31 protein-coding genes and 1 riboswitch are annotated in these 26,182 nt (G+C 74.6%); of the genes, 25 read left to right on the top strand and 6 right to left on the bottom strand.

All coding sequences use genetic code 11. The features are described from left to right. The first annotated feature begins 1 nt into the window (after window position 1). The 4 genes from selB to ACZ6PY_RS14710 all read left to right on the top strand — a co-directional run bounded on the left by selB (window position 2) and on the right by ACZ6PY_RS14710 (window position 3,537). On the top strand, window positions 2–1,765 hold the full coding sequence (selB, locus tag ACZ6PY_RS14725) for a selenocysteine-specific translation elongation factor (protein ID WP_466072382.1): 1,764 nt from the start codon (window positions 2–4) through the stop codon (window positions 1,763–1,765). 45 nt (window positions 1,766–1,810) lie between these two features. Then, window positions 1,811–2,008, top strand: coding sequence for a hypothetical protein (locus tag ACZ6PY_RS14720; RefSeq protein ID WP_466072380.1), 198 nt, complete (start codon window positions 1,811–1,813; stop codon window positions 2,006–2,008). Then, the gene (locus tag ACZ6PY_RS14715; RefSeq protein ID WP_466072378.1) at window positions 2,008–3,285 is read left to right on the top strand and encodes a hemolysin family protein; all 1,278 of its coding nucleotides are present in this window, start codon (window positions 2,008–2,010) and stop codon (window positions 3,283–3,285) included. Before ACZ6PY_RS14720 ends, ACZ6PY_RS14715 begins: the two co-directional genes overlap by 1 nt. 66 nt (window positions 3,286–3,351) lie before the next feature. Further along, window positions 3,352–3,537 carry a hypothetical protein gene (locus ACZ6PY_RS14710; RefSeq protein WP_151461500.1) on the top strand — a complete coding sequence of 62 codons (186 nt, stop codon included), beginning with the start codon at window positions 3,352–3,354 and terminating at the stop codon, window positions 3,535–3,537. Between the two features lie 12 nt (window positions 3,538–3,549). Here the strand turns inward: ACZ6PY_RS14710 and ACZ6PY_RS14705 are convergent, their stop codons facing one another. After that, on the bottom strand, window positions 3,550–4,203 hold the full coding sequence (locus tag ACZ6PY_RS14705) for an HhH-GDP family DNA glycosylase (protein ID WP_466072376.1): 654 nt from the start codon (window positions 4,201–4,203) through the stop codon (window positions 3,550–3,552). A 126-nt stretch (window positions 4,204–4,329) separates the two neighbouring features. On the opposite strand from ACZ6PY_RS14705, the gene ACZ6PY_RS14700 reads away from it, so the two are divergent. After that, the gene (locus ACZ6PY_RS14700; protein ID WP_262284253.1) at window positions 4,330–4,548 is read left to right on the top strand and encodes a hypothetical protein; all 219 of its coding nucleotides are present in this window, start codon (window positions 4,330–4,332) and stop codon (window positions 4,546–4,548) included. Window position 4,549: 1 nt separating this feature from the next. Here ACZ6PY_RS14700 and ACZ6PY_RS14695 read toward each other — a convergent pair whose 3' ends face one another. The 3 genes from ACZ6PY_RS14695 to ACZ6PY_RS14685 all read right to left on the bottom strand — a co-directional run bounded on the left by ACZ6PY_RS14695 (window position 4,550) and on the right by ACZ6PY_RS14685 (window position 6,175). Next, window positions 4,550–5,023: a hypothetical protein gene (locus ACZ6PY_RS14695; protein WP_466072374.1), complete on the bottom strand. Its 474-nt coding sequence runs from the start codon at window positions 5,021–5,023 to the stop codon at window positions 4,550–4,552. Then, on the bottom strand, window positions 5,020–5,229 hold the full coding sequence (locus ACZ6PY_RS14690; RefSeq protein ID WP_091258078.1) for a phosphatidylethanolamine-binding protein: 210 nt from the start codon (window positions 5,227–5,229) through the stop codon (window positions 5,020–5,022). Before ACZ6PY_RS14690 ends, ACZ6PY_RS14695 begins: the two co-directional genes overlap by 4 nt. Window positions 5,230–5,293: 64 nt before the next feature. Further along, a complete protein-coding gene (locus tag ACZ6PY_RS14685; protein ID WP_466072372.1) occupies window positions 5,294–6,175 on the bottom strand; it encodes a universal stress protein in 882 nt (293 codons plus the stop codon). 126 nt (window positions 6,176–6,301) lie between these two features. On the opposite strand from ACZ6PY_RS14685, the gene ACZ6PY_RS14680 reads away from it, so the two are divergent. The 17 genes from ACZ6PY_RS14680 to ACZ6PY_RS14600 all read left to right on the top strand — a co-directional run bounded on the left by ACZ6PY_RS14680 (window position 6,302) and on the right by ACZ6PY_RS14600 (window position 19,862). Then, a complete protein-coding gene (locus tag ACZ6PY_RS14680) occupies window positions 6,302–7,048 on the top strand; it encodes an SAM-dependent methyltransferase (RefSeq protein WP_466072370.1) in 747 nt (248 codons plus the stop codon). Window positions 7,049–7,156: 108 nt separating this feature from the next. Further along, the gene (locus ACZ6PY_RS14675) at window positions 7,157–8,347 is read left to right on the top strand and encodes a PP2C family protein-serine/threonine phosphatase (RefSeq protein ID WP_466072368.1); all 1,191 of its coding nucleotides are present in this window, start codon (window positions 7,157–7,159) and stop codon (window positions 8,345–8,347) included. 47 nt (window positions 8,348–8,394) lie between these two features. Continuing rightward, window positions 8,395–8,865, top strand: coding sequence for a MarR family transcriptional regulator (locus tag ACZ6PY_RS14670; protein ID WP_466072366.1), 471 nt, complete (start codon window positions 8,395–8,397; stop codon window positions 8,863–8,865). A 310-nt stretch (window positions 8,866–9,175) separates the two neighbouring features. Beyond that, a complete protein-coding gene (locus ACZ6PY_RS14665; protein ID WP_466072364.1) occupies window positions 9,176–9,817 on the top strand; it encodes a CDP-alcohol phosphatidyltransferase family protein in 642 nt (213 codons plus the stop codon). After that, the gene (locus tag ACZ6PY_RS14660) at window positions 9,814–10,758 is read left to right on the top strand and encodes a DUF881 domain-containing protein (RefSeq protein ID WP_466072362.1); all 945 of its coding nucleotides are present in this window, start codon (window positions 9,814–9,816) and stop codon (window positions 10,756–10,758) included. Before ACZ6PY_RS14665 ends, ACZ6PY_RS14660 begins: the two co-directional genes overlap by 4 nt. Beyond that, window positions 10,755–11,087, top strand: a complete 333-nt coding sequence (locus ACZ6PY_RS14655; RefSeq protein WP_007071104.1) for a small basic family protein — start codon at window positions 10,755–10,757, stop codon at window positions 11,085–11,087. The genes ACZ6PY_RS14660 and ACZ6PY_RS14655 overlap by 4 nt, the downstream gene beginning before the upstream one ends. 10 nt (window positions 11,088–11,097) lie before the next feature. Continuing rightward, a complete protein-coding gene (locus ACZ6PY_RS14650) occupies window positions 11,098–12,051 on the top strand; it encodes a DUF881 domain-containing protein (RefSeq protein ID WP_466072360.1) in 954 nt (317 codons plus the stop codon). 55 nt (window positions 12,052–12,106) lie between these two features. Further along, window positions 12,107–12,487 (top strand): glycine cleavage system protein GcvH, encoded by a 381-nt coding sequence (gene gcvH / locus ACZ6PY_RS14645; RefSeq protein WP_148425731.1) that lies wholly within the window; start codon window positions 12,107–12,109, stop codon window positions 12,485–12,487. 218 nt (window positions 12,488–12,705) lie between these two features. After that, window positions 12,706–13,158: an oxoglutarate dehydrogenase inhibitor Odhl gene (gene odhI, locus ACZ6PY_RS14640; protein WP_007071101.1), complete on the top strand. Its 453-nt coding sequence runs from the start codon at window positions 12,706–12,708 to the stop codon at window positions 13,156–13,158. Further along, on the top strand, window positions 13,155–13,928 hold the full coding sequence (gene ftsR / locus ACZ6PY_RS14635; RefSeq protein ID WP_466072358.1) for a transcriptional regulator FtsR: 774 nt from the start codon (window positions 13,155–13,157) through the stop codon (window positions 13,926–13,928). The genes odhI and ftsR overlap by 4 nt, the downstream gene beginning before the upstream one ends. Window positions 13,929–14,169: 241 nt before the next feature. Beyond that, window positions 14,170–14,634 (top strand): bifunctional nuclease family protein, encoded by a 465-nt coding sequence (locus ACZ6PY_RS14630; RefSeq protein WP_091258060.1) that lies wholly within the window; start codon window positions 14,170–14,172, stop codon window positions 14,632–14,634. Between the two features lie 209 nt (window positions 14,635–14,843). Further along, a complete protein-coding gene (locus tag ACZ6PY_RS14625; protein WP_466072355.1) occupies window positions 14,844–15,422 on the top strand; it encodes a MerR family transcriptional regulator in 579 nt (192 codons plus the stop codon). 469 nt (window positions 15,423–15,891) lie between these two features. Next, window positions 15,892–16,281 (top strand): group I truncated hemoglobin, encoded by a 390-nt coding sequence (locus ACZ6PY_RS14620; RefSeq protein ID WP_466072353.1) that lies wholly within the window; start codon window positions 15,892–15,894, stop codon window positions 16,279–16,281. A gap of 2 nt (window positions 16,282–16,283) precedes the next feature. Continuing rightward, window positions 16,284–17,450 carry a globin domain-containing protein gene (locus ACZ6PY_RS14615; RefSeq protein ID WP_466072351.1) on the top strand — a complete coding sequence of 389 codons (1,167 nt, stop codon included), beginning with the start codon at window positions 16,284–16,286 and terminating at the stop codon, window positions 17,448–17,450. Next, window positions 17,447–18,130, top strand: a complete 684-nt coding sequence (locus ACZ6PY_RS14610) for a DivIVA domain-containing protein (RefSeq protein ID WP_466072349.1) — start codon at window positions 17,447–17,449, stop codon at window positions 18,128–18,130. The genes ACZ6PY_RS14615 and ACZ6PY_RS14610 overlap by 4 nt, the downstream gene beginning before the upstream one ends. Window positions 18,131–18,302: 172 nt before the next feature. After that, window positions 18,303–18,710: a YciI family protein gene (locus ACZ6PY_RS14605; RefSeq protein WP_466072347.1), complete on the top strand. Its 408-nt coding sequence runs from the start codon at window positions 18,303–18,305 to the stop codon at window positions 18,708–18,710. A 6-nt stretch (window positions 18,711–18,716) separates the two neighbouring features. Then, window positions 18,717–19,862, top strand: coding sequence for an RNA polymerase sigma factor (locus ACZ6PY_RS14600; protein ID WP_466072345.1), 1,146 nt, complete (start codon window positions 18,717–18,719; stop codon window positions 19,860–19,862). Between the two features lie 19 nt (window positions 19,863–19,881). Here ACZ6PY_RS14600 and ACZ6PY_RS14595 read toward each other — a convergent pair whose 3' ends face one another. Continuing rightward, window positions 19,882–20,535 carry an NAD(P)H-binding protein gene (locus tag ACZ6PY_RS14595; RefSeq protein WP_466072343.1) on the bottom strand — a complete coding sequence of 218 codons (654 nt, stop codon included), beginning with the start codon at window positions 20,533–20,535 and terminating at the stop codon, window positions 19,882–19,884. Between the two features lie 83 nt (window positions 20,536–20,618). Between ACZ6PY_RS14595 and ACZ6PY_RS14590 the strand changes: the two genes are divergently transcribed. Together ACZ6PY_RS14590 and gcvP are read left to right on the top strand one after the other, a co-directional pair. Then, a complete protein-coding gene (locus tag ACZ6PY_RS14590) occupies window positions 20,619–21,476 on the top strand; it encodes an NAD-dependent protein deacetylase (protein ID WP_466072342.1) in 858 nt (285 codons plus the stop codon). 65 nt (window positions 21,477–21,541) lie between these two features. After that, a riboswitch (glycine riboswitch) is annotated at window positions 21,542–21,640 on the top strand. A 73-nt stretch (window positions 21,641–21,713) separates the two neighbouring features. Further along, entirely contained in the window at window positions 21,714–24,536 is a 2,823-nt protein-coding gene (gcvP, locus tag ACZ6PY_RS14585; RefSeq protein WP_466072340.1) for an aminomethyl-transferring glycine dehydrogenase, read from the top strand. A gap of 93 nt (window positions 24,537–24,629) precedes the next feature. On the opposite strand, the gene ACZ6PY_RS14580 is transcribed toward gcvP, so the two are convergent. Continuing rightward, entirely contained in the window at window positions 24,630–24,830 is a 201-nt protein-coding gene (locus ACZ6PY_RS14580) for a DUF5999 family protein (protein ID WP_262284233.1), read from the bottom strand. Window positions 24,831–24,953: 123 nt separating this feature from the next. On the opposite strand from ACZ6PY_RS14580, the gene ACZ6PY_RS14575 reads away from it, so the two are divergent. Beyond that, window positions 24,954–26,147 (top strand): chorismate-binding protein, encoded by a 1,194-nt coding sequence (locus tag ACZ6PY_RS14575; protein ID WP_466072338.1) that lies wholly within the window; start codon window positions 24,954–24,956, stop codon window positions 26,145–26,147. The last annotated feature ends 35 nt before the right edge of the window (window positions 26,148–26,182 follow it).

Below are 26,182 nucleotides of genomic sequence, written 5' to 3'. Positions count from 1 at the left end.
CATGTGGGTGGTGGCCACCGCCGGGCACGTCGACCACGGCAAGTCCACGCTGGTCCGGGCGCTGACCGGGATGGAACCCGACAGGTGGGCGGAGGAACGCCGCCGGGGCATGACCATCGACCTCGGCTTCGCCTGGACGGCCCTGCCCTCCGGCGGCACCATGGCGTTCGTCGACGTGCCCGGGCACGAGCGGTTCGTGCCGAACATGCTGGCCGGCGTCGGGCCGGTCCCGGCCGCGCTCGTCGTGGTGGCCGCCGACGAGGGCTGGATGCCGCAGTCCGCCGAGCACCTGGCCGCGCTGGACGCGCTCGGGGTGTCGTACGGGCTGCTGGCGGTGACCCGCGCCGACCTGGCCGACCCCGGCCCGGCGCTGGCCCGGGCCCGCGCCGAGATCGCCGCGACCTCGCTCGGCGCGGTGGAGGCCGTGCCGGTCAGCGGGGTCACCGGCGCCGGCCTGCCCGAGCTGCGGGCCGCGCTGGACCGGCTGGCCGCCCGGCTGCCCGACCCGGCCCGCGACGCCCCGGTCCGGCTGTGGGTGGACCGCTCGTTCACCGTCCGGGGCAGCGGCACGGTGGTCACCGGCACCCTCGGCGGCGGCCGGCTGCGCGTCGGCGACACGCTCGAACTCGCCGCCACCGGGGAACCGGTCCGGGTCCGTGGCCTGCACGCGCTGAACACCGCCCACGCCCAGGTCGACGCGGTGGCCCGGGTGGCGGTGAACCTGCGCGGGCTGTCCCGCGACCGGGTGGCCCGCGGCGACGCCCTGCTCAGTCCCGGCCGGTTCCGGGCCACCGACCTGCTCGACGTGCGGCTCGCCGGTGATCCGGCGGCCGACCTGCCGCCCACCCTCACCCTGCACGTCGGCTCGGCCGCCGTGCCCGCCCGGGTCCGCCCGCTCGGCCCGGACACCGTCCGGCTCCGGCTGGCCCGCCCGCTGCCGCTGCTGATCGGCGACCGGGCGCTGCTGCGCGACCCGGGCCGGCACCAGGTGAGCGGCGGGGTGACCGTGCTGGACGTGGACCCGCCGGCGCTGCGCCGCCGGGGCGCGGCCGCCGCCCGGGCCACCGTGCTGGCCGGGCTGGACGGCCGGCCCGACCCGGCCGGGGAGCTGCGGCGGCGGCGCCTGGTCCGCGCCGGTGACCTGACCCGGATGGGCGTTCCGGCCGACGCCGCCCCGGTCGCCGGGGACTGGCTGGCCGACCCGGACCACTGGCGGGAGCTGGGCCGCCGGCTCGCCGAGGAGGTCGCCCGGTACGCCCGCGAGCAACCGCTGGCGGCCGGCGTGCCGGTGGACGTGCTCCGGCACCGGCTCGACCTGCCGGACCGGGCGCTCGTGGAGGCGCTGCTGCGCCCGCCGCTGCGGCTGCGGGCCGGCCGGGTCACCGCCGCTCCCGGCGACGCGTTGCCGGAACCGGTGGCCCGGGCGGTCGCGCGGGTCCGCGCCGAGTACGGCGACCGCCCGTTCCAGGCCCCCGAGGCGCACCGCCTCGCCGATCTGGGCCTCGGCCCCCGCGAGATCGGGGCGGCCGTGCGCGCCGGCGCCCTGCTCCGGCTCGCCGACAACGTGGTGCTGCTGCCCGGCGCCCTGGACGACGCGGTGCGGGTGCTCGCCGGGCTGCCGCAGCCGTTCACGCTCAGCGCCGCCCGGCAGGCGCTGGACACCACCCGCCGCGTGGCGGTGCCGCTGCTGGAACTGCTCGACCGGCGGGGCGCCACGCGGCGGCTGCCCGACGACGCCCGCGAGGTGGTCCGCCCGGGCGGGTGAGCCAAGCGGCACCGGCGGCCCCACCCGGTCACCTACCGTGACGCCATGGACCCCTCCGCGATCTGGCGGGACCGGAACCACCGGTGGCGCATCGAGGCGTACCGGGCACCGGACCTGCGGTTCGCCATCTTCGCCACGAACGGCACCACCGAGTCGGCGCCGCTGTGGCTGTTCGGGATGGGCGCGCTGGCCCGGTGGCTCATGACCCACGCGATCTCCCTGGACGACCTGGAGACCGACTGATGGCCGGTCAGCTCGTCCTGGTACTGGTCCTGGTGCTGGTCAACGCGGCGCTGTCCGGCAGCGAGATGGCCATCGTGACCCTGCGGGAGGCGCAGCTGCGGCGGCTGGGCCGGACCGGGCGCAGCGGGGCGCGGCTGACCCGGCTGGCCCGGGAGCCGAACCGCTACCTGGCCACCATCCAGCTGGGCATCACCCTGGCCGGGTTCCTCGCCTCGGCGGCCGCCGCGGTGTCCCTGGCCGAGCCGCTGGTCGGCCCGCTGGGCTTCCTGGGCCGGGCCGCCAACCCGGTGGCGGTGGTGCTGGTGACGGTGGCGCTGACCTTCGTGACGCTTGTCGTCGGTGAGCTGGCCCCGAAGCGGCTGGCCATGCAGTCGGCGGAACGCTGGGCGCTGCTCAGCGCCGCGCCGCTGGACCTGCTCGCCCGGGTGTCCCGCCCGGCGGTGTGGCTGCTCAGCCGGGCCACCGACCTGCTGGTCCGGCTGGCCGGTGGCGATCCCCGGGCCAACCGGCAGGAGGTGACTGAGGAGGAGCTGCGGGAGATGCTGGTCAGCCAGCGCGGGCTCTCCGCGCAGCAGCGGGAGATCCTGTCCGGGGCGTTCGACATCGCCGGCCGCACCCTGCGGGAGATCCTGGTGCCGCGCCGCGAGGTGACGATGCTGCCGGTGGAGCTGTCGGCCGTGGAGGCCATGCGCCGGCTGGCCGCCACCGGCCGCTCCCGGGCGCCGGTGACCGGCCCCGGCGGCCTGGACGACGTGCGCGGGGTGGTGCACATCCGGGACCTGGTCGACGCCGACGGGGCGGGGGTCGGGCAGCGCGCCCGGCCGCCGGTGCTGCTGCCCGGCACGCTGCCGGTCGCCGACGCCATGCGGCAGCTGCGCCAGCGCCACGAGCAGCTCGCCCTGGTCATCGACGAGTTCGGCGGGGTCGACGGCCTGGTCACGATGGAGGACCTGCTCGAGGAGGTGGTCGGCGAGCTGTACGACGAGACCGACCGGGACGTGCACCAGGCGGTCCGGGAGCCCGACGGCGCGCTGCTGCTTCCCGGCGACTTCCCGCTGCACGACCTGCCCGACGCCGGCGTGCAGGTGAGCTTTCCGCTGACCCGGGAGTACACCACCGTCGCCGGGCTGGTCCTCGCCGGGCTGGGGCACCTGCCCACCGGGCCGGGGGAGCGGATCCGGCTGCCCGGGCTCACCGTCGAGGTGGTCGAGGTGTCGGACCGGACGATCCGCCGGGTGCGCCTGCGTGGCCCGGCCGCCGGCTGCCGGGCCGAATGACCCGACCGGGGGACAGGCACGCCAAACCGGCCTTCCGTGGCGCCGGGGCGCCGTACCGTCCGGAGCGTGAAGGACCGAGGACTGCGGACGTTCATCACCGTGCTCGCCGGGCTGGCCGTGATCTACTTCGGCGCCACCGGGCACCGCAGCAGCGGTGAGGAGGGCGGGGGCATCTCCGGTGGCGTGGTGCTGCTGGCCCTGCTCGCCTCGGCGCTCGCCTGGAACCTGACCAAGCCGGGCCCGGCCAAGTGACGCGCGGCCGGCTCAGCGGGCCGCCGCGGTCCGGCTGATCTCGCCGGCCGACTCCTCGCCGAGCGCCACCCGCACCAGCGCCGACGCCAGCCGCCCGAAGTCGGCCTCGCCGACCAGCCCGGCCAGCCCGCCGGGGTTCGCCGGCAGGCCCAGCCGGCGGGCGCCGGCCAGGGTCCGCCGGTCGGCGTACGGGCGCACGTCCGGCCACACGGCCTGAGCCTCGCGGAGGAAGATGTCCGCCCCGGTCGGGCCGATGCCGGGGAACTCGGTGAGCAGCCGGCGCAGCACGGTCCGGTCGCCGTCGGCCTCCTTGTGCATCCGGCGCAGGTCCCCGTGCCACCGGTCCAGGCAGAGCCGGGCCCCGGTGCCGAGCATGGTGGCGGTCCGCTCGTCGTAACGGCGGTAGTGGCCCCGGCCGAGCGCGTCGACGCGGTCCTGCCAGCTCGCCGCCTCCATGGCCTGGGGGGTGCGCCAGCCGGCGGCGAAGAGTTCCCGCGCCGCGGCGATCGCCACGCACGCCCGGATCCGGGTGCTCAGCAGCGTGGTGAGCACCAGCAGCTGGTAGAGCGGGCCGGGCCGGTCGGCGAGCCCGATCCCGGCCTCCTCCGCGTAGGTCCGGGACTGCCGGTCCAGCAGCGCCCGCGCCACGCTCCGATCGTCTGGCATCCCTCGGTGATACCCGCCCGGCGGCCGACCAGACGCCCGCGGCCCAGCCCGAATGCGCCTCCCGGCGGCGGGTACCCAGCTCAGGTGCGCGGCCCAACCGTGCGCCGCCAGCGGAAGGAGAGACCTGTGGTCAAGCCGCAGCAGGAGGAACTGCGCCGCAACGACAAGGGCGCGACCAGCCAGGACAGCCGGGAACTCATTCCCCAGAGCGGGAGCAAGGGGCCGCACGGCAAGGGTGGCAGCTCCAACGCGGACGTGGGGCGACCGGTCCCGAAGGGACAGGTGTCGCCGTACGGGCCGGCGGGCCAGCCGGTGGCCGAGGACGAGAGCGACCGGCGGGGCTGAGTCAGCCCCGCCGTGCCGGCGGCCGCAGCCTCCGCCAGGTGGCTGCGGCCGCCGCTCCGTACGCCAGGTGCGGCACCAGGTCGGACAGCCAGTCGGCCCTGCCCCACGTCCGCGGGTCGCTGATGCGGAGCGCCGCGATGGAGCCGTCCGAGGTGGCCATGACGCCGCCGCCGAGCAGCCCCACCGCCACCGGCAGCGGGATCCGGCGGCGGGCGGCCAGGAGGCCGAACAGCGCGCCGGCCGCGATGCCGGTGCCGTACCCGATGACCGGCCCGAGGCCGGAACGGCGGTTCGCCGCCTTCGCCTCGGGCCCCAGGTCCACGTGCGCCGCGTCGGCCAGCTTGCCGGCGGTCTGCTCCGGGGTGCTGCTCGCCGGCCGCCCCCGCACCGCCATGTCCAGGTAGCTCACGACGTTCAACGCGGCGCTGCCGACGGCGCCCGCGATGGCGCCGTCGACCACGGGAGCGGCCCTCACTTCGGGTCGCCCGGTTCGCGCTCGCCCTTGGGCCCGAACGTCCGTTCGCCCCGCACCACGCCCCGCTGGCCGCGGTCGTCCTGGAGGATCCGGTTCGCGACCTGGTTCGCCTCCTGGTCGGCGGCACGCCCGGACTGCTCGATCACATCGCGCAGCCGCGCCCGTTCCTTGTCGTACGCGTTGCTGCCCGGCCGTGGTCCTGGCATCGCTGCCTCCTCCGGTCGCTGTGGCTGACCGTACGGTCTACCCGCCGTGGCCGGGGCCAACCGTTCAGCCGGGTGCGCGGACCACCGCCACCGGGCAGTCGGCGCGGTGCAGCACCCCCTGGCTCACCGAGCCGAGCAGCAGGCCGGTCAGCTCGCCCCGGCCGCGCCGGCCCACCACCAAAAGCTGGGCCTCCCGGGACGCGTCGACGAGCGCGGCGACCGGCCGGGCGTGCACCACGGCCCGGGTGACCGGCACCTCCGGCCGGCGCTCGGTGAGCCCGCCGAGCGACTCGGTCAGCACCCGCTCCTCCTCGTCGCGCAGGTCGCTCTCCTCGTACACCAGGGGTTGCATGTCGCCGGGACCGGCGGAGGCCGGGTGGGTGTAGGCGTGCACGGTGTGCAGCCGGGTGCCCCGGATCGCGGCCTCCTCGGCGGCGAACTCCACGGCCGCGCGGGACAGGGTGGAGCCGTCGACCCCGACCACCACCGGACCGGCCGGGCGCGCCGTGCCGCGGGCGACCAGCACCGGGCAGTCGGCGTACGAGGCGACCTGGATCGCGACCGAGCCGAGGACCAGCGCGGCGAATCCGCCGAGACCGCGGTCGCCCAGCACGATCATCGCGGCGGTCGGGGACTCGCCGAGCAGCACGGCGGAGGCCTCCCCGTCGATGATCTCGCCGGAGACCCGCAGCCCGGGCGCCGCCGCCTCGGCCTCGGCGACCGCCTCGGCGACCAGCTCCTCGGCCTGGTGCCGCAGGCCGCCGCCGGGTGGTCCCTCGGCCGGCGCCGACACGGGTACGCGCAGCAGCGGCCAGATGAACCCGTGCACCACCCGCAGCGGGCGCTGCCGCCGGGCCGCCTCCCGCGCCGCCAGGCGCACGGCGGCGCGGGCCGGCTCCGAGCCGTCGACCCCGACCACCACCGCCGCGCCGTTCGCCGAGTTCACGCGTACCTCCTCGCCGTGGGCGCCCGCGGCCAGTATCGCGGCACCCGGGCCGTCGCCGAGGCGATACCGCGCGAGCCGACCCGTGGGTACGCTGGCGACCGTCGCCGGAGAGAGGGAGCGTCGTCGATGGCCGAGCCCGACCAGCCGAGCACCGCCCGCATGATCGACTACTGGCTCGGCGGCGAGCACCACTACCCGGTCGACGTGGCCGCGGCGGGCGCCTTCGAGGGCGCGTACGGGCCGTGTGCGGAGATCTTCCGTTCGCTGCGCGCCTTCCTCGGCCGGGCGGTCCGGTCGATCGCCGACGCCGGGGTGGACAGCTTCCTGGTGTTCGGGGCGGGCGTGCCCACCCGGGGCAACGTGCACGAGGTGGCCCCGGACGCCACCGTGCTCTACACCGACGTCGACCCGGTGACGATCCGGCTGGGCCAGCGCCTGCTGGCCGACAGCGACCGGGCCGGCTACGGCTACGGCGACGCCACCGACATCGGCACCGTCGACCCGGCCCAGCTGCACCGGTTCGTGCCGGGGTGGGGGAGGCAGCCGGTCGGGGTGGTGTTCCTCGGGCTGGCCGCGTTCCTCGACGACGACACCCTCGCCCGCACCCTCGACGAGCTGTACGAGGCGGTCGCGCCGGGCAGCTTCCTGGCGATCGACTTCGACAGCGAGGAACTCGCCGCGTACCCGGAGGCGCTGGCCATGATGGGGCCGGCGTTCCGGATGCGGGCGCCCGCGCGGTTCGCGCCGCTGCTGGGCCGCTGGCAGCCGACGGCGGACGGCATCGTGCCGGTGGCGCGGTGGCGGCCGGCCGGCGCCCCGGAGCCGGTGCCGGACGCCTTCTACGGCGTGTTGGCCACCAGACCGGCCGGCTGACCGTCCACCCTCGAAAACGGCGCCGGCCGGAGCCGGGTCGTGCCGGTGTCGGCGGGCCTCCGTATGATGCTTGCCCTACAGCAATAGTCGTCATCGGAGGATGTCAGCATGCCGGACGCGTCCGGAGCGGTGTCGCGCGCACTGCGCGCCGCGCCCCCCGACCAGTTGGCGGAGGCCGCGGACGCGGCGGTCCGCCGGGTGTTCGGCGCGTCGCGGACCGAGGTGTTCGTGGCCGACTACCGGTTCACCGGGCTCTGGCCGGTGCTGGACCCGGACCTGCCCGAGGGCGGGTTCCTCGCCTGCCAGGGGGTCGCGCAGCGCTGCTTCAGCAGCCAGGAACCGGTGCTGGACACCGGCGAGGACGGCCGGTGCCGCGCGTACCTGCCGCTGTCGGCGTGGGGGGAGCGGCTCGGCGTGCTGATGGTCGAGCTGCCTGCCGCGCCGGACGCGGCGACGGTGGCGGCCGTCCGGGACGCCGCGGGGGAGCTGGCGGTGGCGCTGCGGGCGGCCGACCGGGAGACCGACCGCTACCGCCGCGCGCGCCGCCGGGAACGGCTCACCATGGCCGCCGAGATGCAGTGGGACCTGCTTCCCGGGCGCAGCGTCACCCACGGCGACTTCGTGCTGGCCGGGCAGCTCGAACCGGCGTACACGGTGGGCGGTGACCACTTCGACTGGTCGGTCGACGGCGACCGGCTCACCGTCACGGTGCTCAACGGCGCCGGCAGCGGCCTGGCCGCCTCGCTGCTCACCGCGGTGACGGTCAACGCGATGCGCAACGCGCGACGCTCCGGCGGCAGTCTGGTGGAGCAGGCCGAGCTGGCCTCGGACACCATCTTCTACCAGCACCGGGGGAGCCGGCACGTGGCCACGCTGCTGCTGGAGCTGGACAGCCGGCGGGGCGTCGTGCGGGCCGTGGACGCGGGCTCGCCGCACGTGCTGCGGCTGCGCGGCGGGACGGTCACGCCGATCACGCTGGATCAGCAACTGCCGTTGGGCATGTTCGCCGAGACCCGCTACGACGTGCAGGAGTTCACCGTGGAGCCGGGGGACCGGCTCTTCGTGGTCAGTGACGGGGTGTACGCGGCCGAGCCGGCCGGCCGGGAGCCGTACGGGGACCGGGCCATGGCACGCGCGATGCGGTCCACTCGGTTGCAGCCGGCGACCGAGGCAGTTGGTACGGTGATGCGCGAACTGCACGCGTACCACGTCGAGGCGGATCTCCGCGACGACGCGGTCGTCGTCTGCCTGGACTGGCGCGGTTCCGGCCCGCCGGACGGTGACGTCGGCGGGCGGTGACGGACCGGCGGAGCGAACACGAGCGGGACGATCGCAGGGGACACCGGGTGGAGCGACCTCCGAATCTTGCCGCGGCCATCGATGCGGCCGCCGAGGCGCTCATCGGTGTGCTCGACTCCGCCACCTCGCGGCACACCGTCAGCGTCTCGCCGACCCAGCTGCGGGTGCTGTCGCTGATCATGGCGCACCCGCGCACCAACGTGAACCGGCTGGCCGAGCTGCTCGACGTGGTGCCCTCGTCGGCGAGCCGGCTGTGCGACCGGCTGGAGGCCGTCGGCCTGCTGCGCCGCGTGGCCGACCCGCGCGACCGGCGCGAGGTGCGGCTGATCCCCACGGCCGCGGCGGAGACCCTGCTGCGTGAGCTCGCGGAGCGGCGGCACCGGGCGGTGCAGGCGGTGCTGGACCGCATGCCCCACCGGGCGCAGCACGAGCTGCTGCTGGCGCTTGTCGCGTTCGGCCAGGCGGCGTCGATGAACGCCCCCCAGGCGGCCGCCGACTCCACCGCCCGCACGGCCTGACCTCCCAACCGCGCGGCCTCGGTGCGCACCGTACCCCACTAGTGTCCTAGGATGCCCTAGCGGTGGTGTGGCGCCGCACACAGGCCGAACCTGAGCGCCGGCGCAACGCGGGGACCGGAGCGGGCCGGGGGAGCCCGATATAGTGGCAGCGCAACTGGCGGGCCCATGATCGACTCGTTCCTGGGCCGCGAGGGGGAGGTCCCAGCCCGGGATCGCAGAGAGGGCGCCGGCGTCTGACCGGCCGGCAACGCGCACGTTCCCGCGGCGGCCGTTCACTCGGCCGCCGGACCGTGCTGCGAAGGGAGGTTCGGTGTCGCGTCGGCCGGCTCCATCGGAGCACCCGGCTACCGGCGGTGCGGCGGAGGCCGTGGGGGACCGTGTCCTCACCGTGCCGAACCTGATCAGCTTCGTCCGGCTCGTCGGTGTGCCGCTCTTCCTCTACCTGTTCCTGGTGGTCAAGGCCGACGTGGCCGCCATCGTGGTGCTGGCCATCGGCGGCACCAGCGACTGGGTGGACGGCTGGATCGCCCGCCGCCTCCAGCAGGTCAGCCGCCTGGGCGAGCTGCTCGACCCGCTCGCCGACCGCCTCTACATCCTGGCCACGCTGCTGGCGTTCACCGCCCGCGAGGTGGTGCCGTGGCAGTTCACCGGGGCGCTGCTGGCCCGCGAGCTGCTGCTGCTCGGCTCGCTGGGGGTGCTGCGCCGCTACGGCTACGGTCCGCCGCCGGTGCACTACGTCGGCAAGACCGCCACGTTCCTGCTGCTGGCCGCGTTCCCGATCCTGCTGCTGGCGTCCGCCGCCGACAGTGTCGCCGGCGCGGCGGGGGCGATCGGTTGGGGGCTGGCCTGGTGGGGCCTGGTGCTCTACTGGGTGGCCGGCGCGATGTACGTGGTGCAGGCCAACCGCCTGGTCCGGGCGATGCGGGCGCGGCGCGCGGGAGCGGCGGCGTGACCGCGGTGCCGCCGCAGGACAAGGGCCGCGACCCGTCGGCGCGGGTGTACGCCCCGGACTTCCTCACCGAGCTGTTCCGCAACCCGCTCGATCCGGGTTACGCCGACGCGGCGGCCCGGCGGGCGGTGGCGCCGCCGTCGCGGCTGCGGCGGGTGCTCGCCCGGCCGGTGAGCGTGGTGGTGCTGCTGGTGATCGGGTTGCTGTTCGCGGTGGCCTACCGGGAGACGATGGCCGAGGAGCCGGGCCGGGCGAAGGCGCGGGCCGGGCTGATCGCCGAGATCAAGCAGCGTGAGGCGGAGACGGACCGGTTGACCGCGCGGGCGGAGCAGCTGCGCGAGGAGGTCGGCCGGCAGCGGGACGCGGCGTTGAGTGGTTCGCAGGCGTCGCGGTTGCGCACGCTGGAGGCGGGGACCGGTCTGGGCCGGGTGCGCGGTGACGGTGTGGTGGTGCGCCTGGCGGACGCGCCGAGGGACAAGGACGCGGTGACCGGGGCGGAGGCGGGGCCGTCGCAGGTGCTCTACTCCGACCTGCAGAAGGTGGCGAACGCGCTGTGGGCGGCGGGCGCGGAGGCGGTGGCGGTGAACGGCCAGCGGTTGACGGCCACGTCGACGATCCGTCAGGCGGGTGAGGCGATCCTGGTGGACTACCGGCCGGTGACGAGCCCGTACGAGGTGTCGGCGATCGGGCCGGGGTCGATGCGGGACCGGTTCGAGGACAGTCGGGCGGCGGACCTGATGCGGGACGTGGAGCGGACGACGGGCCTGTCGTTCCGGGTCAGGGACGCCGACGACCTCACCCTGCCGGCCGCTCCGCAGCCGCGGCTACGCTACGCCGAGCCTTCGGTGAGTCCGAGCCCGTCGGGTTCGGGTGTCGCCGGTTCGACCAGTCCCGGGCCGTCCGGCTCGGGTTCCTCTCCTCGCCCCTCCGGAGGTGGCCGATGATCGCGGTGCTGGCGTTGCTCGCCGGTGTGGTGCTCGGGGTGTATCTGGATCCCACGGTGCCCGCGGCGTTGCAGCCGTACCTGCCGATCGCCGTGGTGGCGGCGCTGGACGCGGTGTTCGGTGGGGTGCGGGCGAAGCTGGACCGGATCTTCGACGACAAGCAGTTCGTGGTGTCGTTCATCTCGAACGTGCTGGTGGCGGGCCTGATCGTCTACCTGGGTGACCAGTTGGGGGTGGGCGGTCAGTTGTCCACGGGTGTGGTGGTCGTGCTCGGGGTGCGCATCTTCGGAAACGTGGCGGCGATCCGCCGGCACCTGTTCCGGGCGTAGGTTTGTGGCGATGAGCGACGAGCACAGGGAGACGGGCACGGGTTGGCCGGAGCCGGCGGAGCCGGAGCGGCCGGCGGGTCCGGCCGGTGAGCCGGATCCGCGTCCGGACGCGCCCGATCCGGACGAGTTGAGCCCGTTGGCGCCGGCGGGGCCGGCGGGGCCGGTGGAGCAGGAGGACGTGCCGCCGCCGGCCGAGGAGCCGGGAGCGGTGGCCGGGGAGCCGGGGGCGGCGGAGGAGCCGTCGCCGGCCGGGGCGAAGCCCGTGTCGCGGCGGTTGACGTCGGCGGGCGCGATGATCGCGGTGTTGCTGGCGTTGCTGGGGTTCACCCTGGTGGTGCAGTTGAAGACGACGTCGACGGATCCGACCCTCGCGGCGACGCGGGAGGAGGACCTGGTCCGGATCTCGTCGGACCTGGATTCGCGGGAGCGGCGGCTTCGGCAGGACATCGAGACGCTGGAGGACAGCCAGCGGCAGTTGCGTTCGGGTGAGCAGGGTCGGCAGGCGGCGCTGGAGGAGGCGACGCGGCGGGCGGACGAGCTGGGCATCCTGGCGGGCACGTTGCCGGCGGTGGGGCCGGGCCTGTCGGTGCGGTTCGACGGCCCGGACAAGGCGATCTCGGCGGCGCGGATCCTGGACGCGGTGCAGGAGCTGCGGGGCGCTGGCGCGGAGGCGATGCAGATCGCGGGCGCGGACGGGACGGCGGTGCGGATCATCGCGTCGACGTATTTCGTGGACGGACCCGGTGGTGGCCTGGTGGTGGACGGGCGGCGGTTGAACGGCCCGTACACGATCCTGGTGATCGGTGATCCGGCGACGCTGCGTACGGCGTTGAACATTCCCGGCGGGGTGGTCGCATCGGTGGAGGAGGCCGGCGGTAACGTGACGCCGGAGGACAGTGAGGCTGTGGAGGTTTCGCAGCTGCACGCGCCGATCAAGCTGGAACACGCCCGGCCGGTCTCCTGACCGGTCGCGGCCGCGCCGGTTTCCCCCGGTGCACCGATGACGAAGGACGCAGCTGGTGATTCCTGAGGATCTGCGGTACACCGCCGAGCACGAGTGGGTGGCTGGTGGGGACGGCGGTGCCGTCCGGGTCGGTATCACGCACTTCGCGCAGGACGCCCTGGGTGACATCGTGTTCGTCCAGTTGCCGGACGAGGGCGCGGTGGTGGCGGCGGGTGAGTCGCTGGGCGAGATCGAGTCGACGAAGAGCGTGTCGGAGATCTACGCGCCGTTGAGCGGCACGGTGGCGGCGCGCAACGAGGCGTTGGCCGACACCCCTGAGGTGATCAACACGGATCCGTACGGTGCGGGGTGGTTGGTGGAGATCACCCCGGATGATCCGGCGGCGGTCGAGGGTTTGTTGACCGCTGGTGCGTACCGCGAGCTCACCGAGAGCTGAGTTCGTGCCGTTCCGGGCGGCGGGCTCCTGTCCGCGCGTCCGGTTGCCCTGTTTTTCGGCGCTGGCTAGGCTCGCCCAGTTGACCGAGAACCAATAGTTTGAGCGTTGCGGAATGCGCCTTCCCGGCACGGGGAGCCAGCCGCCGGGTGTGTTTCTGCCCGGCGGCCAGACCCGCCATTGCCCGACGCCGACCGAAACAGATCCGTGAGGTGGTCCCCATGACGCGCCCAGACGACGAGTTCCCCCCACTCGACGTCACTTCGACGCTCAATCTCGGTTCGCTCGACGAGGTGCTGGAGGGTCCGGACACCGATGTGGTGCCGAGCCGCATGTCCGGTTCGTTGCCGCCCGGGATGGCGTTGCTGGTGGTTCGCCGGGGTCCGAACGCGGGCGCCCGGTTCCTGTTGGACCACGATGTGACGACGAGTGGCCGGCACCCGGACAGTGACATCTTCCTCGACGACGTGACGGTGTCGCGGCGGCACGCGGAGTTCCACCGGGACGGTGGCACGTTCACGGTGCGGGACGTGGGCAGCCTGAACGGCACGTACGTGAACCGGGAGCGGGTCGAGGCGGCGACGCTGAGCAACGGCGACGAGGTGCAGATCGGCAAGTTCCGGGTGGTGTTCATCGCCGGTCCTCGTCCGGAGGAGGAGGCCGGCCGGGGGTGAGCGGGCCTGCGGCTTCGACGTCGCCCGGGGCGCCGGACGGTCCGCCGCGCTCGTCCGCGACGCCGCTGATGAGCATCGGCGAGGTGTTGGCGCAGTTGCGGGTGGAGTTTCCGGACGTCACGATCTCGAAGTTGCGGTTCCTGGAGGCCGAGGGCCTGGTGGAGCCGGAGCGGACGCCGGCGGGGTACCGGAAGTTCAGCTGGGACGATGTGGCGCGGTTGCGGTTCGTGCTGACCGCGCAGCGGGACCAGTACCTGCCGTTGCGGGTGATCCGGGACCAGTTGGCGGAGTGGGACTCGTCGGGTGCGGGGCCGGCGCGGCAGCGGCCGAATCTGGTGGCGGTGGGTCCGGGTGGTGAGGTGCCGGGCCGGGAGGCGGCGGAGTCCGCCGAGTCGTCGGAGGTGCGGCTGGGTCGGGCGGAGCTGATTTCCCGTAGCGGCGTCGACGAGTCGACGTTGGCGGAGTTGGAGCGGCTCGGTGTGCTGGTGTCGGATCCGCCGGGCTGGTACGACGCGGACGCGTTGATCATCGCGCGGGCGGTGGCGGGTCTGGCGGCGTACGGGTTGGAGCCGCGGCACCTGCGGGCGTACCGGACGGCGGCGGATCGGGAGGTCGGCCTGTTCGCGCAGTTGGTGGCGCCGTTGGCGCGGCAGTCGGATCCGGCGGCGCGGGCGCGGGCGGCGGAGACGGCGCGGGAGTTGGTGGCGTTGTCGCAGCAGTTGCACGCGGCGTTGGTGCGGGTGGGGTTGCGGTCGACGTTGGGTCGGTGAGGTTCGTGGGCCGGGTGCTGTGGGGGCGCCCGGCCTTCGCCGTGGGCGGTGGCGGCCGGGGTGCGCCGAGCGGGCGGGGCGCGGAAAGATCTGGGTCGGGAAGCGTGTCGTAGGCTTGCCGGGGTAACCCGTTGCGGCGAGGCGTGGTGCACGTAGCGGATGGGACTCCCGTGTCGCGGTCCGTGTACCGTGCAGGGAAGGGCGCGGTGCGGGCGTAGGTGACAACGACACGGAGGCGGCGGTGCGCGAGCTGAGCGTGGTCGGAGTTCGGGTGGAGCTGCCCAGCAACCAGCCGATCGTCCTGCTGCGGGAGGTCGAGGGGGACCGCTATCTGCCGATCTGGATCGGCGCGGTCGAGGCGACGGCGATCGCCTACGAGCAGCAGGGTGTCAAGCCGGCGCGGCCGTTGACGCATGATCTGTTGCGGGATGTGCTGGCGGCGTTGAAGGCGCCGTTGCACGCGGTGGAGATCACCGAGTTGAAGGAGAACGTCTTCTACGCCGATCTGTTGATCGGTGACGGCGTTCGGGTGTCGGCGCGGCCGAGCGATTCCATCGCGTTGGCGTTGCGGGTCGGTGCGCCGATTCGTTGTGCCGAGCAGGTCCTCTCCGAGGCGGGGATCGTGATCCCGGACGAGCAGGAGGACGAGGTGGAGAAGTTCCGCGAGTTCCTGGAGCAGGTGCGTCCGGAGGATTTCGCGGGCTGAGGTGGCCCGGCCGGTGGGCCGGTGTCGTGCGGCGGCGGTGGTCACGGTGGGTGACGGCTCGCCGCCGTCGGTGATCTTCCGGGTGGCGGTGCGGCGTGTCGCGGTGTCTCCTGCGGGGTAACTCCCGGTGTCGGGGCTAGGGTTGCGGTATCGAGGGGTGCGCGCACGGGGAGACGGCGTGACACCGCACGGGCGGGGAGGTTGTCCGGATGCACGAGCCGCGAGATCCTGGTCCGACGACGGAGCAGCAGCCCGACCCGGTCGTTGACGGTGAGGTGGGCTACCGGGGTGTGACCGCGTGTCACGCGGTGGGCATCAGTTACCGGCAGTTGGACTACTGGGCCCGGACGGGTCTGGTGGTGCCGAGCGTGCGGGACGCGTCCGGTTCGGGGACGTCCCGGTTGTACTCCTTCCGCGACCTGGTGGTGTTGAAGGTCGTGAAGCGGTTGTTGGACGCCGGGGTGTCGTTGCAGAACATCCGGAAGGCCATCGACGCGTTGCGGTCGCGTGGGGTGGAGGACCTGGCGGGCATCACGTTGATCTCGGACGGGACGACGGTGTACGAGTGCCGGTCGCCCGAGGAGGTCGTGGACCTGTTGCAGGGCGGCCAGGGTGTGTTCGGCATCGCGATCGGTGGCGCGTTCAAGGAGATCCAGGGTTCGCTGTCGCATCTGCCGGCGGAGCCGGTGGGTGGGCAGCCGGAGCCGGCCGCGCCGCCGGCGGAGTCGGAGTCGGAGTCGGTGGGTGACGAGTTGGCGGCTCGGCGTGCGCGTCGCCGGGCGGGCTGAGTCGCCGGTCAGTGTTCGCGGGACCACGCCACGCCCAGAACGGGCACGGCGTGGTCCTCTTTTTTGATCACCGTGCGTGTCGGGCGGCCGGCCGGGCGCCGGAGGGCTGCCCATGGCGGTGGCCGTCGCGGGGTCGGCGCCGGTGTGACGTGCGGAAACGACGGTCGGCTGGATCGCCGGCGGGCATTGTCCGAAGAGGACCGTCGACGCTGTCGGGTGCCGGAAGTATCCACCCAGTGTGTCGGTGTGCTCGCATGCCGCGAACGATCCGCCGCGGTTGTTGACTGTCCGTGGTCGACGGTTGTCGGGAATCGGATAGGGCAGGGCTGACCCGTTTCGGCGGGCACGCTATGGTCCGACACGGTCGCTTGCGCGTGACCGTTCGGTGGAGCCGGCGCGACGCGCGTGAGCTGCCGGCTGCCCCCTCCGCGGCGCTGGTCGCGTTGCCCCCCTCCCGGAAGGATCCGCCATGACGGTGACCGAAGAGACCACCCCGATCTCCCACTACGAGCGCATCGGCGGCGCGGCCGCGGTGAAGGCCGCGGTGGAGCTGTTCTACGACAAGGTGCTGGCCGACCCGGACCTGGCCGGCTACTTCACCACCGTGAACATGCCCGAGCAGCGGCGGCACCTGGCGTTGATGCTCGCCGTGGTGCTCGGCGGCCCGAACGAGTACGCGGGTCGGGGCCTGGCCGAGGCGCACCAGCCGCTGAACATCCCGGTGGCGCACTACGTGAAGGTCGGCGAGCACCTGACCGCGACGCTGGTCGAGCTGGGGGTGCCGGCCGACGTGATCGCCGACGTGCACGTCGTGCTGGGTCAGGTCCAGGACCAGGTCGTGTCGTCGGGGAACGCCTGAGCGTGGACGCAGGGCGGCTCAAGCAGAGCTGGTCCCTGGTCGCCGCGCACGGCGACCAGGTGCCGCTCTACTTCTATTCGACGCTGTTCCTGGCGCACCCGGAGACCCGGCAGATGTTCCCCACGAACATGGCCGGGCAGCGGGACCGCCTGGTGAACGCGCTGGGGCACATCGTGTCCCACGTGGACCAGGTGGACCGGCTCGTCGGGTTCCTCCAGGACCTCGGCGCGGACCACCGGAAGTTCGCGGTGCGCGCCGAGCACTACCCGGCCGTCGGTGAGGCGCTGCTGGCGACGCTGCGGCACTTCTCCGGCGAGGCGTGGACCGACGAGCTGGCGGCCGACTGGGCGGCCGCGTACGGGTTGGTCGCGCAGGTGATGATGGACGCCGCGCAGGCCGCGGAGGCGAAGTCCCCGCCGTGGTGGGTGGCGGAGATCCTCGGGCACGAGCGGCGCACGTTCGACGTGGCGGTGCTGACGCTGCGGCCGCAGTACCTGCTGCAGTTCACGCCGGGCCAGTCGATCGGGGTGTCCCACCCCGCGGTGCGGTCGTGGCGGTACTACTCGCCGGCGAACGCGCCCCGTCCCGACGGGACGCTGGAGCTGCACGTGCGGGCCGCGCCGGGTGGCGCGGTGTCGTCGCGGCTGGTGTACGGGTGCGCGGTGGGCGACCAGGTGCACCTGGCCGCGCCGGTGGGTGACCGGTTGACGTTGTGGCAGGCCGGGTCGTCGGATCTGCTGCTGCTGGCCGGTGGCACCGGCTGGGCGCCGGTGAAGTCCCTGCTGGAGCAGGTCGCCGCGGAGGGCGTGGGCCGCCGGGTCGACCTGTACGTGGGGGCCCGGTCCCGGTTGGAGTTCTACGACAGCGAGGCGATCGACAAGTTCGCCGCGTCGTACCCGTGGCTGCGGGTGACGTACGTGGCGGGCTCGGACCCGCGGCGCCCGGGTGAGTTCGTGCAGGTGGCCGATCAGGCCCTGGCCGACGGGGACTGGCGGTCCCGGCACGTGTACGTGTGCGGCTCCGACGAGATGGTGAGCCATTCGGTGGCGGCGCTGACCGGTGCCGGCTACCAGCCGGGTCAGCTGCACCACGAGGGTTTCGGCAAGCACTGGTACGGGCCGGCCTTCCGGACCATGACGGCCCCTGACGATTCCGGAGGTATCCGGTGAGCGCGAGCCCGATCAGCAGGTATGAGGGCCAGGTGACCGGCGGCGCGGTGCACGTGCGTCTCAGCGCCGACCGGGTGCGCCGGTGGGAGTTCGGGTCGGCGTCGTTCACCCGCCGCGGCTACGACCACGCCGACGTGGACCGGTTCCGGATGCAGGTGGCCGACGAGCTGGACCAGTTGGCCACGCAGCTGGCGAATCTGCGGGCGGAGAACGAGCGGCTCAACGACCATCTGGAGCTGCACCGGCACGGGGTGATCCCGAGCGCCGACAACGCGGCGGCGGTGCCGGCGGCGAAGGAGGTGAACCTGCTGTCGGCGGCCCAGCGGGAGGCCGAGCAGATCATCGCGCAGGCCCACGACTACGCCCGGCGGGTCGCCGAGTACGCCCGGATGCAGTACGAGAGCTACATGCAGGCCGCGGCGGAGGAGGCGAAGCAGGAGGCCGAGCGGGCGGTGACGGAGTACCGCAGCAGCGCCGGGGTGAACTTCGACGACTCGGTGGCCACCCGGGAGGCCCTGCGGATCTTCGGCGAGATGATGATCTCGCACATGCAGGCGGCGGCCCGGCACCTCGACGACGGCAGCGAGCAGCTGTCGCGGACGATGGAGCGGATCGCCCGGGAGGTGCCCGCGATGACCGGTGGGCAGCCGCAGGTGGCGCTGCCCCGCCACCAGCGCTGAGCGGCGGCCCGGCCCACCGGGGGTGACCCCGGTGGGCCGGGCGCCGGCGGCCACGAGGCGCCGCGAAAAATCCGGCCGGAAAAAGTCGCGGTGGGATGTCGAGAACCGGGTCGCGGCTCCGTCCCCGGAGCGAACACGGCAACAATGGCCGTACCGCACCGAGGAGACGATGATGGCCAAGTACCTGCTGCTCAAGCACTACCGGGGCGCGCCCGCGGCGGTCAACGACGTGCCGATGGACCAGTGGACGCCGGAGGAGGTCTCGGCCCACATGGGGTACATGCGGGACTTCGCCGCCCGGCTGGAGGGCACCGGCGAGTTCGTCGACGGGCAGGCGCTGTCGCCGGAGGGCACGTTCGTCCGCTACGACGGTGAGGGGCGGCCGCCGGTCACCGACGGCCCGTTCGCGGAGACCAAGGACCTCATCGCCGGCTGGATGGTGATCGACGTCGACACCTGGGAGCGGGCGGTCGAGCTGGCCGGGGAGCTGTCCGCGGCCCCGGGCGCGGGTGGGAAGCCGATCCACGAGTGGCTCGAGGTGCGCCCGTTCCTGGGCGAGCCCTCGACGATCACGGAGTGAGGCACGGTGGATGAGGCTCTGCTGCGGGCTCTCACCCCCACCGTGATCGGGATCCTCGTCCGCCGCGGAGCCGACTTCGCGGCGGCCGAGGACGCCGTCCAGGACGCCCTGATCGAGGCCGTGCGGGTGTGGCCGGTGGACCCGCCGCGCGACCCCCAGGGCTGGCTGGTCACGGCGGCCTGGCGGAAGTTCCTCGACGCGGTCCGCGCCGACGCGTCCCGGCGGCACCGGGAGGCCCGCGTCGAGGCCGAGCCCGCGCCCGGTCCGGGGGAGGCCGCCGACGACACGCTGCAGCTGTACTTCCTGTGCGCGCACCCGTCGCTCACGCCGGCGTCGGCCGTCGCGCTCACGCTGCGCGCGGTCGGCGGCCTGACCACGCGCCAGATCGCGCGGGCCTACCTGGTGCCGGAGGCGACCATGGCCCAGCGGATCAGCCGGGCCAAGCGGACCGTCTCGGATGTCCGGTTCGACCAGCCCGGTGACGTGGCCACCGTGCTGCGGGTGCTCTACCTGGCGTTCAACGAGGGCTACTCCGGTGACGTCGACCTCGCCGGGGAGGCGATCCGGCTCACCCGGCAGCTGGCGGCGCGGATCGACCACGAGGAGGTCGCGGGCCTGCTGGCGCTCATGCTGCTGCACCACGCGCGGCGGGCGGCGCGGACCGGCCCGGACGGGCGGCTCGTGCCGCTGGCCGAGCAGGACCGCGGCCGGTGGGACACCCGGCTGATCGCCGAGGGCGTCGACGTGCTCCAGGCGGCGCTGGCCCGGGACCGGCTGGGGGAGTTCCAGGCCCAGGCGGCCATCGCCGCGCTGCACGCCGACGCGCGGACGGTCGAGGAGACCGACTGGGTGCAGATCGTCGAGTGGTACGACGAACTGGTGCGCCTCACCGACAGCCCGGTGGCCCGCCTGAACCGGGCCGTGGCGGTCGGCGAGGCCGACGGCCCGCTCGCCGGGCTGGCCGCCCTCGCGGGGCTGGACCCGGGCCTGCCGCGGCACACCGCCGTCGCGGCGTACCTGCACGAGCGTGACGGTGACCCGGCCACGGCGGCGCGGCTGTACGCGGAGGCGGCCCGGTCGGCGCCCAGCCTCCCCGAACGCGACCACCTCACCCGGCAGGCGGCACGGCTCAACGCGGGGCTGCGCCGCTGACCGGGGCGGGACGCGCGCTTCAGGTGGCGGCGCGGACCGCCTCGGCGATCGGGGTCTCCCCGCCGACCAGTTCCAGGGTGAGCCCGGCGGTGTGCGGGGCGGACAGCAGGGCGAGCAGCACCCGGGCCACGTCGGCGCGGGTGACCGGCCCGGGGTCGACGTGCCGGCGCAGGGTGATCCGGCCGACCGGCGCGTCGTCGGTGAGCCGGCCGGGGCGCAGCACCGTCACGTCGAGGTCCCGGCCGGTGACCTCGTCCTCGGCGGCCTTCTTCGCCCGCAGGTACGCCGCCCACACCTCGTCGGTGCCGGCCGAGGGGGGCCGGTCCACGCCCATCGAGGAGACCAGCAGGTAGCGGCGGACCCCGGCGCGTTGCGCGGCGTCGGCGAGCAGCACCGCGGCGGCCCGGTCGACGGTGTCCTTGCGGGCCGCGCCGCTGCCCGGGCCCGCGCCGGCGGCGAAGACCACCGCGTCGGCGCCGGCCAGGTGCCCGGCGAGGGTGTCGACGTCGGTGTGTTCCAGGTCGCAGACCACCGGTTCGGCGCCGGCGGCGCGCAGCGCGGCCGCGTGCCCGGGGTTGCGGATCAGCCCGACGGCGGTGTCGCCGCGTCCGGCGAGTTCCCGCTCCAGCAGCTTGGCGATCTTCCCGTGGCCTCCGGCGATGACGACGCGCATGCCCTCAACCTAGCCCCGCGACCGGAGCCGCACCGGGTGAGCGGGCGGCCCGGGTTCGCCGGAGACGGGTCGGGCGAGGCAGCATGGACGCCGTGACCGAGACGTTCGACGCGTTGACCCGGCTGGTGGGCGCCGGGGACGTGGTGGTGCTCAGCGGCGCCGGCCTGTCCACCGAGTCGGGCATCCCCGACTACCGGGGGCCCTCCGGCGCGGCCCGCCGGCACACGCCGATGACCTACCAGGCGTTCACCCGGGACCCGGACGCGCGGCGGCGTTACTGGGCGCGCAGCCACCTGGGCTGGCGGCTGATCGCCCGGGCCGCCCCCAACGACGGGCACCGGTCGGTCGCCCGGCTGCAACGCGCCGGCCTGCTCGGCGGGATCATCACCCAGAACGTCGACGGCCTGCACACCGAGGCCGGCGCCACCGGCGTGATCGAGCTGCACGGCCGGCTCGACGAGGTGACCTGCCTGGACTGCGGCAACCTGACCTCCCGCGACGAGCTGGACCGGCGGCTCACCGAGGCCAACCCGGGTTTCGACGCGCACGTCGCGCACGTCAACCCCGACGGCGACGTGGACCTGCCCGACGAGGCGGTGGCCGCCTTCCGCACCGTCGACTGCGGCATCTGCGGCGCCGGCATGCTCAAGCCCGACGTGGTGTTCTTCGGCGAGACGGTGCCGGCGCCCCGGGTCGCGGACTGTTTCGCCCTGGTCGAGCGGGCCCGGGCGCTGCTGGTGCTCGGCTCCTCCCTGACCGTCATGTCGGGGCGGCGGTTCGTGCTGCGCGCCGCGAAGCTCGGCATCCCGGTGGCCATCGTCAACCAGGGCCCCACCCGCGGCGACGGGCACGCCACCCTCACCCTCGACGCGCCGCTGGGCGCGACGCTGACCGCGCTGGCCGACCGGGTCGCCGCCGGTCCGGTGCCCGCCGCCGTGTGACCGACCCCCGGCGGGGTACGACATGAGCCGGAAACATGGTCGCTGGTAGCGTTGACCATGCCGGTACCACCCACGTGGGAGAGACCGCCCGGGAACCACTCGGACGGCGCCGAAGGGGCAGATTCTCCCCGGAACCTCTCAGGCAAAAGGACCACGTGGGCAGGCGCTGTGGAGCGCGTCAGCGCGACTCAGGGGGAGGCCGACCCGTCGACCTCGCCCCCACAAGGAGCGCAGCGCATGACCGTAGAGCAGTTCGCCGACCGGCACATCGGCCCCGGCCCGGACGACGAGCGCCGGATGCTGGAGGCCGTCGGTCACAGCTCCATCGACGAGCTGATGGACGCCGCGATCCCCGAGGTGATCCGCTGGCACGGCGCCCTGGACCTGCCCGCCCCGGCCAGCGAGCGGGAGGCCATCGCCGAGCTGCGCGCCCTGGCCGCCCGCAACACCGTCGCGGTGTCGATGATCGGGCTGGGTTACCACGGCACGCACACCCCGGCGGTGATCCGCCGCAACGTGCTGGAGAACCCGGCCTGGTACACGGCGTACACGCCGTACCAGCCGGAGATCAGCCAGGGCCGCCTGGAGGCGCTGCTGAACTTCCAGACCATGGTCACCGACCTGACCGGGCTGGCCACCGCCAACGCGTCCATGCTCGACGAGGGCAGCGCCGCGGCCGAGGCCATGACCCTGGCCCGCCGCGCGTCGAAGACCAAGAGCCCGGTGTACGTGGTCGACGCCGACACCCTGCCGCAGACCATCGCGGTGATCACCAGCCGCGCGGAGCCGCTCGGCATCGACGTGCGGGTGCTCGACGTGGAGCGCGACGAGCTGCCCGCCGAGTTCTTCGGCCTGCACCTGCAGTACCCGGGCGCCTCCGGCGCGGTCCGCGACCACCGCGCGCTGGTCGAGGCCGCGCACGCCGCCGGCGCGCTGGTCACCGTCGCCGCGGACCTGCTGGCGCTGACCCTGCTGCGCCCGCCGGGCGAGATCGGCGCGGACATCGCCGCCGGCACCACCCAGCGCTTCGGCGTGCCGATGGGCTTCGGCGGCCCGCACGCCGGCTACCTGGCCGTCCGCTCCGGGCTGGAGCGGATGCTGCCCGGCCGCCTCGTCGGGGTGTCCCGGGACGCCGACGGCAACCCGGCGTACCGGCTGGCGTTGCAGACCCGCGAGCAGCACATCCGGCGGGAGAAGGCCACCAGCAACATCTGCACCGCCCAGGTGCTGCTCGCGGTGATGGCCGGCATGTACGCCGTCTACCACGGCCCGGACGGGTTGCGGGCCATCGCCCGGCGTACCCACGAGGCGGCGGCGCGGCTCGCGGCCGGGCTGCGTGCCGGCGGCGTGCAGGTCGCGGACGTCGCGTTCTTCGACACCGTCACCGCGACCGTGCCCGGGCGGGCCGCCGAGGTGGTGGCCGCCGCCGCGGCGCGCAACGTGAACCTGCGGCTGGTCGACGCCGACCGGGTCGGCGTCTCCTGCGACGAGACGACCACCGCCGCGCACCTGGCGGCCGTGTGGGCGGCGTTCGGCGTGGCCGGCGTCGACGGCGAGGTGGACGCGGCGCTGCCGGACGACCTGGCCCGCGGCAGCGACTTCCTCACCCACCCGGTGTTCCGCACCCACCACTCGGAGACGGCGATGCTGCGCTACCTGCGCCGGCTGTCGGACTTCGACTACGCCCTCGACCGGGGCATGATCCCGCTCGGGTCGTGCACCATGAAGCTGAACGCCACCACCGAGATGGAGCCGGTCAGCTGGCCGGAGTTCGCGCACCTGCACCCGTTCGCCCCGGCCGAGCAGACCGCCGGCTACCGGGAGCTGATCGCCCAGCTGGAGGGCTGGCTGGCCGAGGTGACCGGCTACGACGCGGTCAGCGTGCAGCCCAACGCCGGGTCGCAGGGGGAACTGGCCGGGCTGCTGGCCATCCGGGCCTACCACCGGGAGCGCGGCGAGGCGCACCGCGACGTGTGCCTCATCCCGTCGTCGGCGCACGGCACCAACGCCGCGTCGGCGGTGATGGCCGGCATGCGCGTGGTGGTGGTCGGCTGCGACGACGACGGCAACGTCGACCTGGTCGACCTCGACGCGAAGATCGACAAGCACCGGGACGCGCTCGCCGCGATCATGGTGACCTACCCGTCCACCCACGGCGTGTACGAGACGGGCATCGCGCAGCTGTGCGCGAAGGTCCACGACGCCGGCGGCCAGGTGTACGTCGACGGCGCCAACCTCAACGCGCTGGTCGGGTTCGCCAAGCCGGGCCGGTTCGGGGCGGACGTGTCGCACCTGAACCTGCACAAGACGTTCTGCATCCCGCACGGCGGCGGCGGGCCCGGCGTGGGCCCGGTGGCGGTGCGCGCGCACCTGGCGCCGTTCCTGCCCGGCGACCCCCTCGCCGCGCACGTCGACGGCCGGCCGGCGATCTCCGCGGCGAACCACGGGTCGGCGGGCATCCTGCCGATCCCGTGGGCGTACCTGCGGATGATGGGCGCCGAGGGGCTGGCCCGGGCCACCGGCGTGGCGGTCCTCGCCGCGAACTACGTGGCCGCGCGGCTGCGGCAGCACTACCCGGTGCTGTACGCCGGCAACAAGGGCCTCGTGGCGCACGAGTGCATCCTGGACCTGCGGCCGCTGACGAAGGCGACCGGCGTGACCGTGGACGACGTGGCGAAGCGGCTGATCGACTACGGCTTCCACGCGCCGACGATGTCGTTCCCGGTGGCCGGGACGCTGATGGTGGAGCCGACCGAGAGCGAGGACCTGGCCGAGCTGGACCGGTTCTGCGACGCGATGATCGCCATCCGCGCGGAGATCGACAAGGTGGGCTCGGGGGAGTGGCCGGCGGGAGACAACCCGCTCGCCAACGCGCCGCACACCGCGGCGATGGTGTCCGGTGACGAGTGGCCGCACCCCTACCCGCGGTCGGTGGGCGCGTACCCGGCCGGGACGGACCGGGCGGGGAAGTACTGGCCGCCGGTGCGGCGGATCGACGGCGCGTACGGCGACCGGAACCTGGTCTGCTCGTGTCCGGCGCCGGAGGCGTTCGAGAGCTGAGGCGCAGCTCGCCGGGGCGGTGCAATGCCGCCGCCCCGGCCGGCGCGTCGACCGGTCGGTCGGCGCGTACGCTCCCTGACGGAGCGTGATCGGTCAGGCGACGAGGGCGTGCCGGGCGGGGCCGCGGTGGGGGGCGATGGTGCTGCCGTCGGGGAGCAGCTCACCGGTGTCCTCGAAGACGATGACACCGTTGCAGAGCAGGCTCCAGCCCTGCTCAGGGAAGCAGGCGATGACGCGAGCGGCTTCGCGGTCGGTCGCCTCGGCGGAGGGGCAGTGGGGTAGGTGCTGGCACATCGGGTTCTCCGGACTGTGGGGGCACTGTGTCATGGTTCACATGACCAGTGACGCACAGTACCAAGCGCAAGCGCGCGCTATCGAGCAAGGATGCGGCTTGTTCACCCGAAATCGGCTGAACGGATGAGTGTGAACCGGCCGGACGGTGTGGAAGCGCTCCCAAAGATGGGTGTCGACGTGCCGGGGGCGCCGCCGGAATGCCGGGACCGGCTCGTGGAACGGGCCCGGCTGGAATGGTGGCTCGCCGACGGCGGCGACCCGGCGGCGCTGGCGGAGAACTTCCTGGCCGCACACGGTGTGGCCCTGGCCGACCTGGCCCGGCCGGCCGCGCACGACCCGGCCGGGGCCTGCGGCGCCGCGCTGTTCCTGTCCGCCGCGGCCGGTGCCCGCGCCGCCGGCGCCGCGGCGGGCGCGCCCACGCCGGTGCCGGCGCTGCCGGACCTGGCGGTGGTGGTCTACGGCCACGCCGACCGGCCCGCCCCGCCGGCCCGCCCCGCAGCCGGCGGCTGGTGGCTGGGCCCCTGGCGGGACAGCTGGACCGCCGCGGCGCACGCCGAGGCCGTCACGGCGGTCCGGGCGGCCATCGGGCGCGGCGACGTCTACCAGGTCAACGTCGTGGGCCACGCCGCCGCCGGGTACGCCGGCGACCCGCTGCCCGCCCTCGCGCGGCTGGGCGCGCTGCCCGGCGCCCGCTACGGCGGCACCCTGTCCGGGCTCGGCTGGGCGATCGGCTGCGCCTCCCCGGAGACCCTCGTCGCGGTGGAACACGGCCGCCTGGTCACCCGGCCGATCAAGGGCACCCGCCCGGCCACCCCGGCCGGCCGCCGGGAACTGCTCGCCTCGGCCAAGGAACGCGCCGAGCACGTCATGATCGTCGACCTGGAGCGCAACGACCTGGCCCGGGTGGCCCGCACCGGCTCGGTGCGGGTCGACGAGCTGTTCGCCGTCCGCCGGTGGTGCGACCTGTGGCAGGCCGAGTCGACGGTGTCCGCGGCACCCGCCGACGGGCTGGGCCTGGCCGGCCTGCTGCGCGCGGTGTGCCCCGGCGGGTCGGTGACCGGGGCCCCGAAGCTCGCCGCCCTCGACGAGATCGCCGCCCTGGAGCCGGTCGGCCGCGGCGCGAGCATGGGCGCGTTCGGCTGGGTCGGGCCGGGCCGCGTCGACCTGGGGTTGACCATCCGCACCGCCGCCGCGGACGCCGAACGGCTGCACCTGTGGGCCGGCGGTGGCATCACCTGGGACAGCGACCCGGCCGCGGAGGTGGCCGAGGCCGCCGCGAAGGCCGCCCCGGTCCGCGCGCTGCTCGCCGCCGCCTGACCCCGCCGGCTCAGCGCCGCGGGCAAAGGCGGGTC

The sequence above is a fragment of the Micromonospora sp. NPDC048907 genome, from assembly GCF_055586885.1.
The sequence above is the reverse complement of the archived record's forward strand: the minus strand, read 5'-3'. Positions and strand labels throughout refer to the sequence as shown.

Coding starts and splice junctions, on each gene's coding strand:
- selB (WP_466072382.1), top strand. CDS start 2: ATGTGGGTGGTGGCCACCGCCGGGCACGTCGACCACGGCAAGTCCACG.
- ACZ6PY_RS14720 (WP_466072380.1), top strand. CDS start 1,811: ATGGACCCCTCCGCGATCTGGCGGGACCGGAACCACCGGTGGCGCATC.
- ACZ6PY_RS14715 (WP_466072378.1), top strand. CDS start 2,008: ATGGCCGGTCAGCTCGTCCTGGTACTGGTCCTGGTGCTGGTCAACGCG.
- ACZ6PY_RS14705 (WP_466072376.1), bottom strand. CDS start 4,203: ATGCCAGACGATCGGAGCGTGGCGCGGGCGCTGCTGGACCGGCAGTCC.
- ACZ6PY_RS14690 (WP_091258078.1), bottom strand. CDS start 5,229: ATGCCAGGACCACGGCCGGGCAGCAACGCGTACGACAAGGAACGGGCG.
- ACZ6PY_RS14680 (WP_466072370.1), top strand. CDS start 6,302: ATGGCCGAGCCCGACCAGCCGAGCACCGCCCGCATGATCGACTACTGG.
- ACZ6PY_RS14675 (WP_466072368.1), top strand. CDS start 7,157: ATGCCGGACGCGTCCGGAGCGGTGTCGCGCGCACTGCGCGCCGCGCCC.
- ACZ6PY_RS14655 (WP_007071104.1), top strand. CDS start 10,755: ATGATCGCGGTGCTGGCGTTGCTCGCCGGTGTGGTGCTCGGGGTGTAT.
- ACZ6PY_RS14650 (WP_466072360.1), top strand. CDS start 11,098: ATGAGCGACGAGCACAGGGAGACGGGCACGGGTTGGCCGGAGCCGGCG.
- odhI (WP_007071101.1), top strand. CDS start 12,706: ATGACGCGCCCAGACGACGAGTTCCCCCCACTCGACGTCACTTCGACG.
- ACZ6PY_RS14625 (WP_466072355.1), top strand. CDS start 14,844: ATGCACGAGCCGCGAGATCCTGGTCCGACGACGGAGCAGCAGCCCGAC.
- ACZ6PY_RS14620 (WP_466072353.1), top strand. CDS start 15,892: ATGACGGTGACCGAAGAGACCACCCCGATCTCCCACTACGAGCGCATC.
- ACZ6PY_RS14605 (WP_466072347.1), top strand. CDS start 18,303: ATGGCCAAGTACCTGCTGCTCAAGCACTACCGGGGCGCGCCCGCGGCG.
- ACZ6PY_RS14595 (WP_466072343.1), bottom strand. CDS start 20,535: ATGCGCGTCGTCATCGCCGGAGGCCACGGGAAGATCGCCAAGCTGCTG.
- ACZ6PY_RS14590 (WP_466072342.1), top strand. CDS start 20,619: ATGGACGCCGTGACCGAGACGTTCGACGCGTTGACCCGGCTGGTGGGC.
- gcvP (WP_466072340.1), top strand. CDS start 21,714: ATGACCGTAGAGCAGTTCGCCGACCGGCACATCGGCCCCGGCCCGGAC.
- ACZ6PY_RS14580 (WP_262284233.1), bottom strand. CDS start 24,830: ATGTGCCAGCACCTACCCCACTGCCCCTCCGCCGAGGCGACCGACCGC.
- ACZ6PY_RS14575 (WP_466072338.1), top strand. CDS start 24,954: ATGAGTGTGAACCGGCCGGACGGTGTGGAAGCGCTCCCAAAGATGGGT.